The 16,057-nt window shown below is 40.2% G+C and carries 21 protein-coding genes and 1 pseudogene; 13 read left to right on the top strand and 9 right to left on the bottom strand.

Annotated elements, in window-relative coordinates; all coding sequences use genetic code 11:
* Nucleotides 1-53 precede the first annotated feature (53 nt).
* Nucleotides 54-1,085: a serine/threonine protein kinase gene (locus tag V7K41_RS27000; protein ID WP_334853222.1), complete on the top strand. Its 1,032-nt coding sequence runs from the start codon at nucleotides 54-56 to the stop codon at nucleotides 1,083-1,085.
* 60 nt (nucleotides 1,086-1,145) lie between these two features.
* Nucleotides 1,146-2,504 carry a serine/threonine protein kinase gene (locus tag V7K41_RS26995; protein ID WP_334853171.1) on the top strand — a complete coding sequence of 453 codons (1,359 nt, stop codon included), beginning with the start codon at nucleotides 1,146-1,148 and terminating at the stop codon, nucleotides 2,502-2,504.
* Between the two features lie 178 nt (nucleotides 2,505-2,682).
* Here V7K41_RS26995 and V7K41_RS26990 read toward each other — a convergent pair whose 3' ends face one another.
* The 6 genes and pseudogenes from V7K41_RS26990 to V7K41_RS26965 form a co-directional block, all read right to left on the bottom strand.
* The gene (locus V7K41_RS26990) at nucleotides 2,683-3,081 is read right to left on the bottom strand and encodes a helix-turn-helix domain-containing protein (protein ID WP_334853169.1); all 399 of its coding nucleotides are present in this window, start codon (nucleotides 3,079-3,081) and stop codon (nucleotides 2,683-2,685) included.
* Nucleotides 3,065-3,364, bottom strand: a pseudogene (locus V7K41_RS26985) (type II toxin-antitoxin system HigB family toxin). The gene V7K41_RS26990 and the pseudogene V7K41_RS26985 overlap by 17 nt, the downstream one beginning before the upstream one ends.
* Before the next feature lie 160 nt (nucleotides 3,365-3,524).
* Nucleotides 3,525-3,722, bottom strand: coding sequence for a hypothetical protein (locus tag V7K41_RS26980; RefSeq protein ID WP_334853167.1), 198 nt, complete (start codon nucleotides 3,720-3,722; stop codon nucleotides 3,525-3,527).
* A gap of 14 nt (nucleotides 3,723-3,736) precedes the next feature.
* A complete protein-coding gene (locus tag V7K41_RS26975) occupies nucleotides 3,737-4,063 on the bottom strand; it encodes a hypothetical protein (RefSeq protein ID WP_334853166.1) in 327 nt (108 codons plus the stop codon).
* Nucleotides 4,064-4,266: 203 nt separating this feature from the next.
* A complete protein-coding gene (locus tag V7K41_RS26970) occupies nucleotides 4,267-4,629 on the bottom strand; it encodes a hypothetical protein (RefSeq protein WP_334853164.1) in 363 nt (120 codons plus the stop codon).
* A 164-nt stretch (nucleotides 4,630-4,793) separates the two neighbouring features.
* Nucleotides 4,794-5,027: a hypothetical protein gene (locus V7K41_RS26965; RefSeq protein ID WP_334853163.1), complete on the bottom strand. Its 234-nt coding sequence runs from the start codon at nucleotides 5,025-5,027 to the stop codon at nucleotides 4,794-4,796.
* A gap of 488 nt (nucleotides 5,028-5,515) precedes the next feature.
* On the opposite strand from V7K41_RS26965, the gene V7K41_RS26960 reads away from it, so the two are divergent.
* The 7 genes from V7K41_RS26960 (at nucleotide 5,516) to V7K41_RS26930 (ending at nucleotide 11,586) form a co-directional block, all read left to right on the top strand.
* Nucleotides 5,516-6,010, top strand: a complete 495-nt coding sequence (locus V7K41_RS26960; RefSeq protein ID WP_334853161.1) for a hypothetical protein — start codon at nucleotides 5,516-5,518, stop codon at nucleotides 6,008-6,010.
* A 225-nt stretch (nucleotides 6,011-6,235) separates the two neighbouring features.
* The gene (locus V7K41_RS26955) at nucleotides 6,236-6,559 is read left to right on the top strand and encodes a DUF6464 family protein (RefSeq protein ID WP_334853158.1); all 324 of its coding nucleotides are present in this window, start codon (nucleotides 6,236-6,238) and stop codon (nucleotides 6,557-6,559) included.
* A gap of 290 nt (nucleotides 6,560-6,849) precedes the next feature.
* The gene (locus tag V7K41_RS26950) at nucleotides 6,850-8,112 is read left to right on the top strand and encodes an ABC transporter substrate-binding protein (protein ID WP_334853156.1); all 1,263 of its coding nucleotides are present in this window, start codon (nucleotides 6,850-6,852) and stop codon (nucleotides 8,110-8,112) included.
* 7 nt (nucleotides 8,113-8,119) lie between these two features.
* Nucleotides 8,120-9,070, top strand: coding sequence for a branched-chain amino acid ABC transporter permease (locus V7K41_RS26945; RefSeq protein WP_334853155.1), 951 nt, complete (start codon nucleotides 8,120-8,122; stop codon nucleotides 9,068-9,070).
* Nucleotides 9,071-9,084: 14 nt separating this feature from the next.
* Nucleotides 9,085-9,687 carry a Uma2 family endonuclease gene (locus V7K41_RS26940; protein ID WP_334853153.1) on the top strand — a complete coding sequence of 201 codons (603 nt, stop codon included), beginning with the start codon at nucleotides 9,085-9,087 and terminating at the stop codon, nucleotides 9,685-9,687.
* 49 nt (nucleotides 9,688-9,736) lie between these two features.
* A complete protein-coding gene (locus V7K41_RS26935) occupies nucleotides 9,737-10,681 on the top strand; it encodes a branched-chain amino acid ABC transporter permease (protein ID WP_334853151.1) in 945 nt (314 codons plus the stop codon).
* A gap of 113 nt (nucleotides 10,682-10,794) precedes the next feature.
* Nucleotides 10,795-11,586: an ABC transporter ATP-binding protein gene (locus V7K41_RS26930; RefSeq protein WP_334853150.1), complete on the top strand. Its 792-nt coding sequence runs from the start codon at nucleotides 10,795-10,797 to the stop codon at nucleotides 11,584-11,586.
* A 49-nt stretch (nucleotides 11,587-11,635) separates the two neighbouring features.
* On the opposite strand, the gene V7K41_RS26925 is transcribed toward V7K41_RS26930, so the two are convergent.
* Nucleotides 11,636-11,797 carry a type II toxin-antitoxin system prevent-host-death family antitoxin gene (locus V7K41_RS26925; protein WP_334853148.1) on the bottom strand — a complete coding sequence of 54 codons (162 nt, stop codon included), beginning with the start codon at nucleotides 11,795-11,797 and terminating at the stop codon, nucleotides 11,636-11,638.
* Between the two features lie 61 nt (nucleotides 11,798-11,858).
* Nucleotides 11,859-12,698, bottom strand: a complete 840-nt coding sequence (locus V7K41_RS26920) for a DUF4351 domain-containing protein (RefSeq protein ID WP_334853146.1) — start codon at nucleotides 12,696-12,698, stop codon at nucleotides 11,859-11,861.
* A 177-nt stretch (nucleotides 12,699-12,875) separates the two neighbouring features.
* On the opposite strand from V7K41_RS26920, the gene V7K41_RS26915 reads away from it, so the two are divergent.
* From V7K41_RS26915 to V7K41_RS26905, 3 genes are read left to right on the top strand one after another with little or no spacing between them, the layout of a single operon-like run.
* Nucleotides 12,876-13,607, top strand: coding sequence for an ABC transporter ATP-binding protein (locus V7K41_RS26915; RefSeq protein WP_334853143.1), 732 nt, complete (start codon nucleotides 12,876-12,878; stop codon nucleotides 13,605-13,607).
* Nucleotides 13,608-13,640: 33 nt separating this feature from the next.
* Nucleotides 13,641-14,204 carry a Uma2 family endonuclease gene (locus V7K41_RS26910; protein ID WP_334853142.1) on the top strand — a complete coding sequence of 188 codons (564 nt, stop codon included), beginning with the start codon at nucleotides 13,641-13,643 and terminating at the stop codon, nucleotides 14,202-14,204.
* A 12-nt stretch (nucleotides 14,205-14,216) separates the two neighbouring features.
* Nucleotides 14,217-14,900, top strand: coding sequence for an SAM-dependent methyltransferase (locus tag V7K41_RS26905; protein WP_334853140.1), 684 nt, complete (start codon nucleotides 14,217-14,219; stop codon nucleotides 14,898-14,900).
* 199 nt (nucleotides 14,901-15,099) lie between these two features.
* Here V7K41_RS26905 and V7K41_RS26900 read toward each other — a convergent pair whose 3' ends face one another.
* Nucleotides 15,100-15,315, bottom strand: a complete 216-nt coding sequence (locus tag V7K41_RS26900) for a hypothetical protein (protein ID WP_334853137.1) — start codon at nucleotides 15,313-15,315, stop codon at nucleotides 15,100-15,102.
* Nucleotides 15,316-15,396: 81 nt separating this feature from the next.
* Here V7K41_RS26900 and V7K41_RS26895 point away from each other — a divergent pair, with 81 nt between their 5' ends.
* The gene (locus tag V7K41_RS26895; RefSeq protein ID WP_334853135.1) at nucleotides 15,397-16,044 is read left to right on the top strand and encodes a histidine phosphatase family protein; all 648 of its coding nucleotides are present in this window, start codon (nucleotides 15,397-15,399) and stop codon (nucleotides 16,042-16,044) included.
* Nucleotides 16,045-16,057: the final 13 nt, after the last annotated feature.

Below are 16,057 nucleotides of genomic sequence, written 5' to 3'. Positions count from 1 at the left end.
TATTAAGGCTTTGTTGTGTGAAAATTAATCTAAGCATTTTGGGAGTTGCAAAGATGGCTTGGGTAGCTGGCGATCGCTTGCAAGGTGGAAAATACACCATTGAAAGAGAATTGGGAAGAGGACGCTTTGGCATTACTTATTTGGTCAAAAAGCAGAATGGCGATCGCTTTGTCATTAAAACCTTAAATGATGACTTGCTAACGTCCCTAAGTCAGTCAGAACGCGGACGACTAGAGACGATGTTTTGGCAGGAGGCGATAAAACTTAGTCGGTGTAAACACAAGCATATTGTTGAAGTTGCCGAACCTTTTAAGGAAGGAGAACATTGGTGTCTGGTAATGGAGTATGTAGATGGGGTAAGTTTAGCTGATCGTCGCCAACAAAAACTTTCTGAACCAGAGGCACTACGCTACATTCAACAAATTGGTGAAGCTCTAATAGTTGTGCATGGGAATCGGTTAATTCATCGAGATGTACATCCAGGAAACATTTTTTTGCGGGTACGAGAAGGACAACCTGAAGCGGTGCTAATCGATTTTGGTTTAGCTCTGGATTTTAACCATATTTTAACCACAAACCGAACTAAGGAAACTTCTGAGGGATTTACACCACCTGAGCTTTACGCTCAAAGTATACCAAGTGGGGCCTATAGCGATATTTATTCTCTGGCAGCTACTTTATATGTACTTTTAACTGGAAAAACACCCGTCAGTGCGCTGAAACGTAAGATTGACAACGCTCGTTTAGTGGAACCGAAACATTGGAATAATCAGGTTAGCGATCGCACAAACCGCGCAATTTTAACAGGTATGAAGTTAGATCCCAAACAGCGCCCTCAATCGATGCGGGAATGGCTTGATTTATTGGGGTTAACTGGGGAAGTTCGCCAGCCTGAATCTGCTGTAGTTCCTAACACCAACTTAAATCAGGAGAAAAAAATCAATTGGACACATGTTATAGCTGCGATCGCAGCTATTGGAACCTTACTCTCAGGCATTGCTGCTTTGATTGTTATTTTCAAACCATCTCCGCCTACAAACCCACCGTCACTGTCTCCCAGTCCGTCATCTAGCAAAACACTGTAGGATTAGGTAAACTTTCATCAATATGTTGGCATTAAAGTAATTTTTTACTTAGAGGTATTCATGCTCTGGATAGCAGGACAACAATTGCACAGTGGCAAATATGTAATTGAGCAAGTCCTGGGACAAGGGGGATTTGGGATTACTTATAAGGCTTTGCATGTCGAACTAAAGCAGACAGTTGTAATTAAAACACCTAATGAATACCTCAGCCACGATCCAGAATATGAAAAGTACATAGAGAGATTTATCCAAGAAGGGCGGATACTCGCACGCTTATCTCAAGATCCCCATCCTCATATTGTGGGAGTGATTGATTTGTTTCAGGAAGGTAGCACTCACTGCCTGGTAATGAACTTTGTACCAGGAGAAAATTTGTTTCAGGCAGTAAGACGCAGAGGGCCGTTACCAGAAGCAGAGATTGTACCCTGTATCCGTCAGATTGGGGAAGCTTTGAGCGTAGTGCATCAAGCAGGTTTAGTACACCGAGATGCCCACCCTGGAAACATTATGGTGCGGAGAAATGGCAAAGCGGTTTTAATTGACTTTGGAATCGCCAAAGAACTTGTGCCTACAACCGTGAGTTCAAGGGGTATTGCTGGTAATGAGAGGTTTGCACCCTATGAGCAGCTGTATGAGCGGCGGGTCGATGCCAGTCGGAAGCCAACTGTTGATATTTACTGCCTGGCTGCTACACTCTATTATGCGGTGACAGGTCAACGCCCCATAGCTTCTTTGGCTCGCAAGCTTGATAATGCTTCTTTAATTCCACCTAGAGAAATTATTTCAGGCATTAGTGATCGATTAAATCAAGCAATTCTCAAAGGAATGGCGCTGGAGGTAGAAGACCGCCCTCAGTCAATGCAGGCATGGTTGGCAATGTTAGAAGCACCAAAAGCAACGCCTCCACCACCTGTTGAGTCAGTTCATAGAAAAGAAGTTGTTCGTTCCAAAGCCAAGCTAAACTTAGAGCCAATTTTAGATAAACCAGATACTAAATCACCTAGAGTTATTCCTTGGGGCTGGTTGATTGGTGTATTGTTAAGCTACCTATTGATAGGCTACTCATTAGCCACGTCTAACGCTTCGTCCATATTTTGGGCTGGGGCTGTGGCTGTGGCTGTGGCTGGGGCTTGGGCTTGGGCTGTGGCTTGGATTGGGACTGGGGTTTGGGCTTTGGCTTGGGGTTGGGCTATGAATAGGGCTGTGACTGGGGCTGTGACTGGGGCTGTGACTATGGCTCAAGTTCTGGCTTGGGCTGTGGCTATAGTTGTGGCTATGGCTTTGGCTTGGACTGGGCCTGGAGATAAATTACAAAAATCTTTTAGCAAATTTCATACTTTTCTAATTTTAGCTAGCACTTCTAGTCTAGGCTTGCTTTTGGGATGGTTAGGACATAAAATTTTTAATACAGGTTCATAGCTTACTCAAGCTCTAGAAGCTAAATGACAAAAGATTTTGTAGCTGTTGTATCGAATAGAGAAGCGATATCTAACAACAAGCCGCTATGCGTCTACGCACCTTTAACTTCATACCAAAATATTAAATTTCCGGCTTAATACCAAGCGTTGGTTTTAAGAGCGTTGTTATGGAAGATAAGCTAAGTAAATAAACTGATATTTACATTAAAATAGTCCGCCAACGCTTCTGCTTGAGTTTTACTAATGGTGCGATCGCCATTAACAATTTGCAAGGCAATTTCCAATGAACCAATTACCTCAGCTAATGCTTCGGTTGTAGTATCGCGTGCGTCCATTAGATGTATTAACATCGAATTGGGTGTACCTTGGAGAATTGGGTAATGGATTTCTTCAAACTGCTCAATTAAAGTCACCAACAGTTGCAACAGCATTTCTTCTTCTGGTGTACGATTGGGACGATGTTCTAAGGTTAATGCGAGTGCGATCGCTTGTTCGTTTTCTGCTTCCGTAGTAATTATTTTTGGCTGATACTCGGCTAGCAATTTACCATAAGATTCTGGATTAAAAGTACGGGTCATTTTTCCATTTATCCTTATCATATTCAGCGTGATTCAGGACATATTTAATATAGATTCTTTGAGTTTCGTAAACAATATCAGCAATCAAACGGTAATTGTTTCCTTTAATATTAAACACAGTGAAGTTACCAACTGCTTCTGCTTTTGGATAAATAGTTTGAACTTCAAGCAGATTTTTCCATTCAGCTTTAGTTGCTATCCTATACTAATCATAAAGTGCTTCCCTTGCATCTGCATATGCCTCACAAAATTCTCGTAGAATTCTGCGACTAATAACGTGCATTTAAATTTACTCTGATTACGATTCTTAAATTTTCTCTCAAATTCAGGGTTTTATAAAGTTCTCTAAATCAACGGGGTTTTTTCTCATACCAATCAGCCAAAGACCTAAGCTTCTGGTTCAACGCCAAGCGATTGACTGCTCTTTTGTCTATTAAGTTAACTTAAAAAATGGATGGCGCAATTGTTGAGAGTTGCTTCTTTAAATCTTCTGACAAGGATTCCAAAAACATCAGATCATTGGTAATGTCTGAAACCTCATCATCATTCAAATTTTCTATTTCTAATTGCTTTTGATAAGCTTCAATTCTGTATTCTAGTGCTTCAACAATAAATCGAATTGCTTTAGGAGAAAAATTCATGTTCAACAACTCCCTTAATTGACTTTGTAAAATACCTCACCAACTAACCGCAATGCAGTTTTATAATCTTCTATTCTCATAGTGTAGCTTGGTTCCCACAGCCAGTGATTGCCGTAATCATTCACCAAGCGGAGTTCGTTGGGAACATCAGTTCCTCTATCCAACTTCCACCAATTTTTTCCAACTCCCTCAACTGCAAACGTCGAAATTCCGCCTGAGCCTGCAACAACCCAAATATCGCCATCTTCTTCGTAAGTTTCAATATCTTTAGAACGAATGTTATCTATTCTCGAAGAAGTCACATTTCCCATACGGTACAAATCAACCGGAGTTTTTCTCATACCAATCAGCCAAAGACCTATGCTTCTCGTTCAACGCCGAGCGATGTCTGATGACAACCTGCTATGTGTCTACGCCATATTTCTCTAAAACTCAAGCGATCGCTATTTAAATATTATCTTTTTTCTATTGGTTCACTACCTAACCAAAAATCTCCCGATTTGAATTCGGGAGAGTGTCAAAAAACCCAAATGTATTGTCTTTATTAAGTAACAACCTCTTGCTTAGGCTTCCGCACTGGACGCTTGCGTTCGGTGCGACGAACGCCCCCTGCCATTTTGTACTCATCGCTATTCTTGCCATACTTTGCAGCTACGCTGACTAACACATGTTCTGTTAGTTCCATCAGGGACTTTTCGGCTAATTCTAAAGCTCCCTGAGTTAGATCCACGGTGGAGAGGCTGGAGTTATAAACTTCCAACTTGTCCTGTGTTTTTTTGATGGCAGTGGCAAAGGTGTCAATAGTGACTCCATTACCTAAATCTAAGGTGGGACTAATCGATTTCAAAGCGGCAATCCGACGCTGTGCCCTATCAAGTACTTTAGACCCACGTTTTGGACGTGACATAAATAACTTTCCTTTTCTTAATCACGCACTAGGATAAAAACTGACTTATATCCTTGTCTTTACACCATTAAAATAAACAAAATCGGGGTGATTAACACCCGCAATATTCAGTATTTTTTAAAAGATTTAATACAAAAAATATTATATTTGTTACGTGAATTTATTTATATTTGCCCGAATTCAATAAACGACTGCCCGAATTCAATAAACGACTGCCCGAATTCAATAAACGACTGCCCGAATTCAATAAACGACCGCCCGAATTCAATAAACGACCGCCCGAATTCAATAAACGATCGCCCGAATTCAATAAATGATTGCCCGAATTTAATAAACGACTGCCCGAATTCAATAAACGATCGCCCGAATTGAATATCGCGCTTCTCGCTTGATTGCAATATGGAACTCCTATTTAATTTTTGCGAAGCTCGGTGCGCCTTTATCTCGCTTCGCTCATAAAGATTCCCTGCGATCGCCCTGATTCCTCATGCTCAATTTATGTAAAAATATTTAGAAAATTATTTATTAAAGTATAAAAATATACTATAATATATGAATATACGAAAGGCGACCGCCCTCGCGCAAGAGTCTGCGATCGCCTTCTTTTAACCTCAAAATCGGAGTCAAATATTATCACTTTAATTAACAATCTTATCAGTGTTGATGAGTCTGAGTGTTTCCACAGTGAAGCTCAGTTGGCAGCACTATTTTCGCTTGATCGTAATAGACTTCTTGCATGAATCAAAAGCCCTCACCCTAAATCCCTCTCCTAAGCTTGGGAGAGGAACTTTGAAATTCGCTGATGTTCAAGGTAAATTATTTTAGTACAAAAGTACTATTTACTGCTAAAATACCTTACAAGTCAGCTAGCCTTGCTTGAGGTAGTATGAAAAAAATCCCAGACACAGACAAAAAGCCTATTTTGCTGTTTCAGCCTACATCTGTAATTACTGCTATAGTGCCACTGCAACCCCAAGAGGAAAAAATCATCAGTGAACGGGAGCGTTTTATAAGACAAGTCGAACGCATCAATCAGATGGCGGAAGAGTTAGAAGCAGCGATATTAGAGTTGAAAGCGATCGCTAACAAACTGAATACTCAAAAACGTTACCCACTCTTGATAAAGGAGATATGCAAAAATATTTGTCAGTATTTCGCAGTTAGCATCCCTTGGGTGAAACGAAAGTCTGACGAATCATTTATTTTGACAACGCGAAAAGTTGATTTATTCCGAGCCGAAAGGGAAGCTGCACTGCTAGCACAGCAACTTCGTCAGCAAACCAAAAAAAGATTGGCATCGCAGCGACACAGAAAAAACAAGAATGGGGCTGAGGCTGACACAAAACGCTTCTTCAAAAAGGTATTAGTCAACAAATCTTAAAATGATCGACATTCAACGGTAGATCGCCTCTGAGGTTGTAACAGTTATGCTGATTGAAGTGGCAGGAACTTATTTCTCAAAATTGCTAGATACCACACTGCCATTATTTCTTTGCAACCATAGTTGGTGACAAAGAAACAAAGCCGCCCTAATATTTGCACTTCCGTAAAACCAGAGTGTAACATCAGGGACAATCAATCAGCGCCCAGAAGAGGTAAAAAGAAGGTGTTAAAGACACTTTTAGTAATTGCCGTTGGTTTTTTACCGTCCCTGTTTTCCCTGTGGATGATCCGTAGAACCCAGCGATCGCGCTTGCGGATGAGGCAAGCAGCCATGAATTTTCCAATGGTACAGGGACGGCAAAACCTTAGACCTGTGGAAGGCGATCGCTATTATTTAGAAGGTGTGGGTTATCTGATTGGCGACATCAGCTGCAAATTTAATGCCCGATCTGGCTATATGCGTTGTGCTGTCAATCCCGACGGCCCATGTAACGGTTGCCGTCACTACGAACCTAGAGAATTAACTGGTAATGAAAAAAGCACTTAAGATTCCTCAATCAATACTTAACCCACCTAAGATTGCCTGGTTAACACAGAGGCTCTGAATGGATAGTTTCCCAGCGACTTCATAGCACTAGAACCAGGGAATGATAAAATCATTACTAATTATAATAATTTGTATTTACAAGCACTTTGAATATTTCTCTTTGCATGGTGAAATAAGAATGATTTAATAGAATTCGTGCAAAAGTGTAAATCTGCATCATTTTTTTTGCAGATTATGAACTTTACTATTAACTCTTGCAGAATATCTCATAACTAGATGATTATCCAACGATGAACAACGCGATCGCTCGGACAACAGTATTATTATCAACTTGCGCTTTGCTACTAACAGGCTGTGGTGGTGGCACTAGCACAGTAACAAATTCTCCAACTAATAGTCCAAATAGTACCCCAAATAACACTGCAACCAATACCCCAGCGACAACGGGTACATTATCAGGTGCGATTCCCATCGGTATTGGTGTTGCCCAAACTAGCAATGTGGCATTACTGGGTCAAGAGCAAGTTGCTGGAGCTAAACTTGCCCAGAAGTATTTCAATAGTAAAGGTGGTGTTAATGGCACACCAATTAAATTAGTTTTTCAAGATACTAGTGGTGATGAAGCAGGAGCAATTAACGCTTTTCAAACTCTAATTAATAAAGATAAAGTTATTGGAATTGTTGGACCAACTTTGTCACAGCAAGCCTTTAGTGCCGATCCCATTGGCGAACGGGCAAAAGTACCAATAATTGGGCCATCAAATACTGCTAAAAATGTTCCCGAAATTGGTGATTACGTTGCTCGTGTTTCTGCACCAGTTTCCATCGTTGCGCCTAATTCTGTCAAAGCTGCACTTAAGCAAAATCCTCAACTGAAAAAAGTCGCAGTTTTCTATGCTCAGAATGATGCATTTAGCAAGTCAGAAACGGAAATTTTTCAGCAAACAGTTAAGGATCAAGGGCTGGAATTGGTAACAGTGCAAAAATTTCAAACCAGTGACACAGATTTTCAAAGCCAAGCTACCAATGCAATTAATCTCAAACCAGATTTGGTGATTATTTCTGGCTTGGCTGCTGATGGTGGTAATTTAGTTAGGCAATTGCGGGAACTGGGTTATAAAGGTTTAATTGTTGGTGGAAATGGTTTAAATACATCGAATTTATTGCCAGTTTGTAAAGCATTTTGTGATGGGGTATTGATTGCTCAAGCCTACAGTCCAGAACATCCAGGTGAAATTAACGCGACGTTTCGTAAAGCCTATATTGAAGAATATAAAAAAGAACCACCCCAATTTAGCGCCCAAGCTTTTACAGCAGTGCAAGTTTATGTCGAAGCACTACAATCTTTAGATAAAAAAAGCAAAATCAACAAACTACAGCTACCAGAATTACGGACGCAGTTAAACAAACAAATACTTGAAGGAGCATACAATACACCATTGGGTGAAATTGGTTTTACTCCCACAGGTGAAGTTGTGCAAAAAGATTTCTATGTTGCTCAAATCAAAATGGAAAAAGACGGGAGTCAAGGTAAATTCACATTTCTAAAATAGTTGCTAGATGAATATCAATCTCTTTTTGCAGCAATTATTAAATGGGTTATCCATTGGCAGCGTCTATGCAATTTTTGCCTTAGGATATACCTTGGTTTATTCTATTTTGGGCATCATTAATTTAGCTCATGGCGCGATTTTTACCTTGGGTGCATATTTCACTTATGCACTTATGGGTGGGAACTTTGGATTTAATGGCTTGCTGGCTAATGCAGTCTTACCGATAAAATTACCATTTGCTATAGCCTTAATTTTAGGAAGCACCTTGGCGGGATTGGTAGGGGTAGTGATGGAACGTGTTGCTTTTCAACCTTTGCGCCGTCAAGGCTCCGATCCCTTGCTAACTGTTGTTTCCAGCTTGGGGGTAGCAGTGGTAATTGTGAATTTAATCCAGTATTTAATAGGCGCGGAAAGTTATACGTACCCTGCAAATACTTACGGTAATTTGCCACCTGCAATTAACTTTGGTAGTCCAGAAAACCCAATTCCGATTCGCAGTGTTCAGGTGGTAATTTTTACTGTATCAGTAGCGATCGTGGCAATTCTTACCTATTTTATCAATCGAACTAAATATGGTAAGGCAATGCAAGCGATCGCAGAAGATCCAACTACAGCTAGTTTGTTAGGAATTAATAGCGATCGCTTTATCATTTTAACATTCTTCATCAGCAGTTTTTTAGCAGGATTAGCAGGAACTTTAGTCGCCTCTAGTGTTAGTATTGCAGGGCCATATTTCGGCATTGCTTTTGGTTTGCGGGGTTTAGCAGTAATTGTCTTAGGTGGTTTAGGTAGTATTCCCGGTGCGGTCGTAGGAGGTTTGTTAATTGGATTAGTCGAAGCGTTTGTCCCTGCTGATTATTCTGGATATAAAGACGCAGTAGCCTTTGGAATTTTGTTTATCATGCTATTAGTTAGACCTCAAGGTTTGCTAGGGCGGCGGTTTATTCAAAAAGTTTAAATAGACATAGCACTATGAAAACATACACCAGACAAAAACTAACTTTCGAGCAATTTTTAGAACAGTGTCCAGAAGAAGGTTTATATGAACTTGTGGATGGAGAAATTGTAGAAGTGCGTGCAACCAGAAATCATGATGATGTCGCTGACTTTACGGCTGACTCTTTCAAAGATGAAATTAAACGTCTAAATCTTAATTACGTAGTAAAAAATACAGCAGTCTTTAAAACTATAACTGCTAATGGCATAGAGCAAGGGCGCAAGCCTGATGTAAGTGTTATAGATAAAGATAAATGGCGTTCAAATCGTTCGGCTTATGCTGCACTTGAAGAACCCATCCAGTTAGCTGTAGAAGTGACATCAACTAATTGGGAAGATGATTACATTGATAAATTAGATGAATATCAACGCTTAGGTATTAAAGAATATTGGATTGTAGATTATTTAGCAATTGGGCTAAGAGAGTATTTGGGAAATCCAAAAGTTCCGGCTGTGTTTGTTTTTCTATTAGATAATGAGGGTAAATACCAATGCACACATTTTAGAGGTTCAGAACGGATTGTATCACGAACTTTTCCTGAACTGACGCTGACAGCAGAGGAAATCTTAACAGCTTAATGTTTTAGAAAACCAATAGTCTAATTAAGCTTAATCAAATTGTGTTAAAATGACTGATTTCTTCGCTACTTACGCTTCTTTAATTGTCTCTATGGTATTGGGGGCGTTATTAGGGTTATCACTCTACTTACCGCTAATGACAGGACAATTGTCTTTAGCTAGCCCAGGATTTTATGCTTTAGGTGGATATATTGCAGCAATTTTATCCACAAAAGTTTTAACATCTAGCAGTAGTTTATTTCCCATTCCATTGTTGTTATTAGAGATGTTGATTGCAGGTGTAATTTCTGGGTTTTTGGGTGTATTAGTAGGAATTCCAGCGTTACGGTTGCGAGGAATTTATTTAGCGATCGCAACTATCGCTTTTGTGGAAGTTTTGCGCGTCATCTCCTTGAATCTAGATATTACAGGCGGTGCTGTTGGAATTTTTGGCATTCCTCAACCTTTCCAAACACCAATTGAATATTTATGGATTGCTCTGCCTTTACTATTAATTAGTATGGTACTACTTTACCGTTTAGAACGCATCCGCGTCGGAAGGGCTTTTATCGCTATCCGCGAAGATGAATTAGCTGCGGGTGCAATGGGAATCGACCCCACTTATTACAAAGTTTTGGCGTTTACGTTAGGGGCTATACTTGCAGGGGTTGTAGGTGCAATTAGCGCTCATTTCCTCAATACCTGGAATGCTCGTCAAGGGACTTTTGATGCCAGTATTATATATTTAACTTTTGTTTTAATTGGTGGTTCGAGAACTTTTTTAGGCCCGATAGTTGGAGGTATGGTATTTACAGCCTTACCAGAAATTCTGCGAAGCCTAGCTGATACTGGTGGTTTACCTAATTGGTTAGCACAGTTTTTGCGCGATGGGAGATTAATTATTTTTGGCTTACTAATAGTAATAGGTACAATCTTTTTTCCCCAAGGGCTAATTACTCCAGATATTTTTCAAAGACGGAAAATCATGAATAAACGAACCGCAAAGGACGCATAGACACGTTCGCGGAGCGTCTCGTAGAGAAGTGGCTTCCCGCAGGGTAAGACGCGAAGTAAGAAAAGTTTCAGAGAGTTATTGCGTCAGTTTTATATTTATAATAATATGCACAAATGTCACATAGTATTCCAACGGGTAACAGCAGTATCGTATTAGAAGCAAGAGCATTAACTCGCCGCTTTGGTGGTTTAGTGGCGGTAAATAATGTATCTTTTAGTGTAAATAAACATGAGATTTTTGGACTGATTGGCCCTAATGGTGCTGGCAAAACAACACTGTTTAATTTGATTACTGCCTTTATTCCACCTTCTAGCGGTCAATTAATTTATCAAGGTGCAAAAATTTCCCAACTGCGTCCTCATCAAATTGCTGCTTTGGGTATCGCCCGTACCTTCCAAAATATTCGTTTGTTTGGGGAATTATCGGCGTTAGAAAATGTGATAATTGCCCGACATTTACACACTAAAAGTAATATGATTACAGGAGTTTTGGGATTACCACCAGCGCCTAGTGAAGAATTGAAGACTAAGCAAAAAGCTTTAGATTTATTGGATTTAGTGGGATTAAGCGATCGCGCTGACGAAAAAGCCAAAAACTTTGCCTACGGCGATCAACGTCGCTTAGAAATTGCCCGTGCTTTAGCATTAGAACCGCAAATTTTACTTCTCGACGAGCCGGCGGCGGGAATGAACCCCAACGAAAAGCAGCAATTGAGTGAATTTATCCGTAGCCTGCGCGATGGCTTTAATTTGACGATCGTTCTTATAGAACACCATGTACCATTGGTTATGGGTTTATGCGATCGCATTGCTGTATTAGATTTTGGTCAATTAATTGCTTTGGGCAAACCATCTGTAGTTAGAAATGACCCAGCTGTAATTGAAGCTTATTTGGGAAATGAATAAGCGATTGAGAATGAGTTACAAAAAAATTAATTTCGGGATTCTAATGGCATTATAGTAAGTCGGCATAGCTGATGACTGCTGCAATAACTTGTCCTTGTGATTCAATCACAATACGTTCCTGTTTTTCTTCCACAAGGGCAAGAAGTTCGGAAAACTTTTCTTGTGCTTGATCTGCTTCCACTTTTGTCATATTTATTTGAGGCAGTGCCATCAGCAGGATAATCCTGATTTTAGGATAGTACAATGGCTTTGGGCGATCGCACCTACAAAATTCAGGTAAACAAAATTTGCACAAATTCGTCTAAAGAATTCACTGCGATCGCGTTATCCATTAAAGTTTCTAATTGCTCCACATTCTTGCCCTCAAGCCTTATTTCTGCCTCATGGGGAATTTCACCAAAGCGTTGTTCCAATACCCGAATTAGCTGCCGTCGCGCACCCTGCTGAATACCTATTTGCTCAATTTCTTGATACCAAGGCGATTCTCGCAATACTGCCATATCCCACCTCATGATTTGTTGCACTAAAGGCGTGTCTAACACAAAGCTAGCAAAAAATGCCAGCAATGATTCTAACTCGTTCAACTGTGCATCTGCTCGTAGCGCCTGTAATGCGCGTTGCACAACTGATACCTCTCCCCCTCCTCGCAGGATTGGCACAAAGGGTAATAACGATGGTAGTGGTTGCCTAAATACTATTTCAGCATCGATTTCCCACAAATTAATCACGCGATAATCTTGGATAGCACGTAATCCCAAAAATTCCTCCTCGTAACTATTGACAATAGTTAAAGTGGATGGGGGCGGCAAAATGTTGATCAGTACTGGGTAAGTTGGCAATCGATAGCGTTCTTGTGCCAAGGCTGTGTATGCTCTCATCCGTAAAGGCATCCGTGCCGTGTAACGCAACTGTAGTTCATTTAATACTAGAAAATCTCCGTGAGTGGCACTGTATGCTTTTACTAACACATCTGTTTCGCGGCTAATCCAATGAAACTCAGAGCCGAGAATTTCTTTCGCCACGACTTCAGGACGTTGTGTTACCCACTGTACCCATGCATCGGGAGCTAAATTAATTAGTCCTTTGCTACCAATATCTGCTGCTTTTCCCACAGGACACTTGATATCTTTATCAGTAATTAATGGTACACCATAAAGATTACAGTATTCTGGCGTTGGTTTTTAAGTTGAAGCAATGTCTACAATGGGCTACGCCTACGCACTGTTTTAAGAAATGTATGATTAATGTATGTTAGGTTTTGAATCAACATTTCTAGATGTAAACCGCCGATGAAATCCGATAGTAGACCAGGCTATACAATTTTAGAAGTTCAAGAACTTGATGTTAATTATGGCGGCATCCAAGCTCTGAAAAAGATTAACTTAATTATTCAAAAAGGTGAGGTAGTTACTCTAATTGGTGCTAATGGTGCGGGAAAAACTACCACACTCCGCGCCATATCTAAAGTAGTTAATCCTAAGAGTGGCGTAATTATCTATAATGGACATAATATTAACCGCCGCCAAACTCACGAAGTTGTACAACTTGGTATCGCCCATTGTCCTGAAGGACGCAAAGTATTAGCGCGGCAAACAGTATTTGATAATTTACTTTTGGGTGCATATATTCGCTCTAACCAAGCGGAGATAAAAGCAGATATTCAGCGCCAATTTGAGCTATTTCCCCGGTTGTCGCAAAGACGCAATCAATTAGCAGGAACCCTCAGTGGTGGCGAACAACAAATGTTAGCGATCGCACGCGCTGTAATGAGTAAACCACAACTCTTACTTTTAGACGAGCCTAGCTTAGGTTTAGCACCTGCGATCGTCCGGGAAATCTTTTCTATTATTGAAAATCTGCGGGCTACAGGTGTGACTATTCTATTAGTTGAACAAAACGCGAATTTGGCGCTGCAAATTGCCGATCGCGGTTATGTTTTAGAAGCTGGTTCTATTACCTTAACAGGCGCAGCATCAGAATTAATTAGTGATGAGCGAGTCAAAAAGGCTTATTTAGGATGATTAATTAAATGAAAAATTGGGAGGTACAATCACATGGTAAAATCACCAACTAAACCCATAAGTTTAGAAGACTTTTTGGAACTACCAGAAACCAAACCTAGCTCCGAATACATCAAGGGTCAAATTATTCAAAAGCCAATGCCTCAAGGAAAACATAGCAAATTACAAGGTAAGTTAGTCACAGGTATAAATGAAGTAGGTGAAAGTCAAAAAATTGCCCTAGCTTTCCCAGAATTGCGCTGTACTTTTGGCGGACGTTCAATTGTCCCTGATGTAGCTGTGTTTGCTTGGGAACGGATTCCTTTAGATGAACGGGGAGATGTGGCTAATGTCTTCAATACTTATCCAGACTGGACAATTGAGATTCTTTCGCCAGATCAAAGCCAGACTAAAGTAACCGGGAATATTCTACATTGTTTAAAACATGGTAGTCGCTTCGGTTGGTTAATTGATCCAGATGAGCGTTCTGTTTTAGTTTATCCACCAAAGCAGCAGCCAGAACTTTTACAAGAAGAACAAGAAATATTACCAGTTCCAGATTTAGTTAGCGATTTTCAATTAACTGTAGGGCAACTATTTGGATGGCTGAAGTTATAGGATAATACACTAATGAGTTTTAAACTTAAAAATATCATTCCTTGGGGACGTTCGATGGAGGAATACGTTAAAATGTTTGACTTAACTCCTGAAGAACTAAGATTAACTATACTCGATTGTGCTGGTGGCCCTGCTAGTTTCAATGCAGAAATGACTGCTCAAGGATACAAGGTTATTTGTTGCGATCCGATTTATCAATTCACTGCAAATGAAATTGAGAACCGCATTCAGGATACTTATCAAATAGTTATAGATGGTGTTAAAGCCATCCAAGAATATTATGTTTGGCAGAATATCCAGTCTCCTGAACAGATGGGTGAAATTCGCATGGCAGCAATGCGTAAATTTTTGGCAGATTTACCTTTGGGAATTAATGAAAACCGTTATCTAACAGATGAATTACCTGTCTTGCCTTTTGAAAATCATCAGTTTGACTTAGCTTTATGTTCTCATTTGTTATTTACTTATTCCGATCAGCTTTCAGAAGAATTTCATCTAGCATCAGTTTTGGAGATGTGCCGAGTTGCCAAAGAGGTACGCATTTTTCCACTATTAAAAATATCCGGTGAACCATCTCCTCACCTGAAGCCAATTATGAGTGAATTACAACAACGGCATTATTCAGTGGAAATCAAGCAAGTACCTTACGAATTTCAGAAAAATAGCAACCAAATCTTGCGTATCAATTCAATGTAATATTTAATTTTTATGTCTGGTGATAATTAGGAATTTCCGACTAAAGCTGATTTAGAAGATTTTGTCTGCGCGAATTTAAAGCAGTCAACTTAACGTTAAAAGGGCGGTTATAAACCGCGTTTACATAAAACTTTACTCACCTCCGTGGGTTCCAGACAAGGGGCAAAATCCACTTGTTTCCCTAGTCCGCGTAGGCGGACTAACCTTCTCGACGAGAGGCTGCGCCAACGGGTACGCCAAGGGCAAACGTTTGTATAGCCGCGAATTCTATTCGCCCTAGCTCTAAGTTGATACGCATGAGCAATGCTGTAACCCTACCATATTTTGCATCCAAACGAGAACTGCTATAACTAATTTCTACTGATAAGTTTTCTAAATCCTTTATATTATTACAAATTATTACAAATAATGTCATATATTAATATTTGCAGCCCTCCTTGCAGATATCTATATATTTGTTTAGCGGCGAATTCTATTCACCGGAATAATTAAACCCATGAGTCAAATAGTCTGGATCGCAAGACACGCTAACCGCCTCGATTTCGTAAACCCCGATTGGTTTATCACCGCCGAACGACGCTACGATCCACCCTTGTCTGATGATGGTATGGTGCAGGCACAACAGTTAGCTAAACGATTGAAAGGAGAAAAGATTGGACATATTTTCGCTTCTCCTTTCCTGCGAACTATACAAACGGCAAACGCAGTTGCAGAAAAGCTCAACTTGCCAATTAAACTCGAAACAGGCTTGAGTGAATGGCTAAATCCAGTTTGGATGACAGAAGAACCCGAAAGACTCTCCACTCCAGCATTAGCAGAGTTATTCCCCAGAATTGACAGCAGCTATACCTCGCGCATCGCCGCCAAATATCCTGAAACTCATGAAAAAGTGCGAGAACGTTCTGGACAAACTGCTAGATGTTTAGCTACTGAGTTCTTTCCAGAGGATATTTTACTAGTAGCGCATGGTGCATCTGTGTTGGGGGGAGCAATGGGGCTAGTGGGGGAAATTGCCAAAACAGAAGTTAAAGCTTCTTTATGTTCTCTAGTAAAAGTGGTACGTCAAGACCCAGAATGGTTATTAGAACTAACGGGAGATACTTCCCATCTAACCCACATAGAAGAAGTTATTCGATTTGCTTAAACCTCTGATAGAG

It is taken from the genome of Nostoc sp., assembly GCF_036917415.1.
GTDB lineage: Bacteria > Cyanobacteriota > Cyanobacteriia > Cyanobacteriales > Nostocaceae > Nostoc.
Note: the sequence above shows the minus strand (reverse complement) of the source record. Positions and strands in the feature narration are given on the sequence as shown.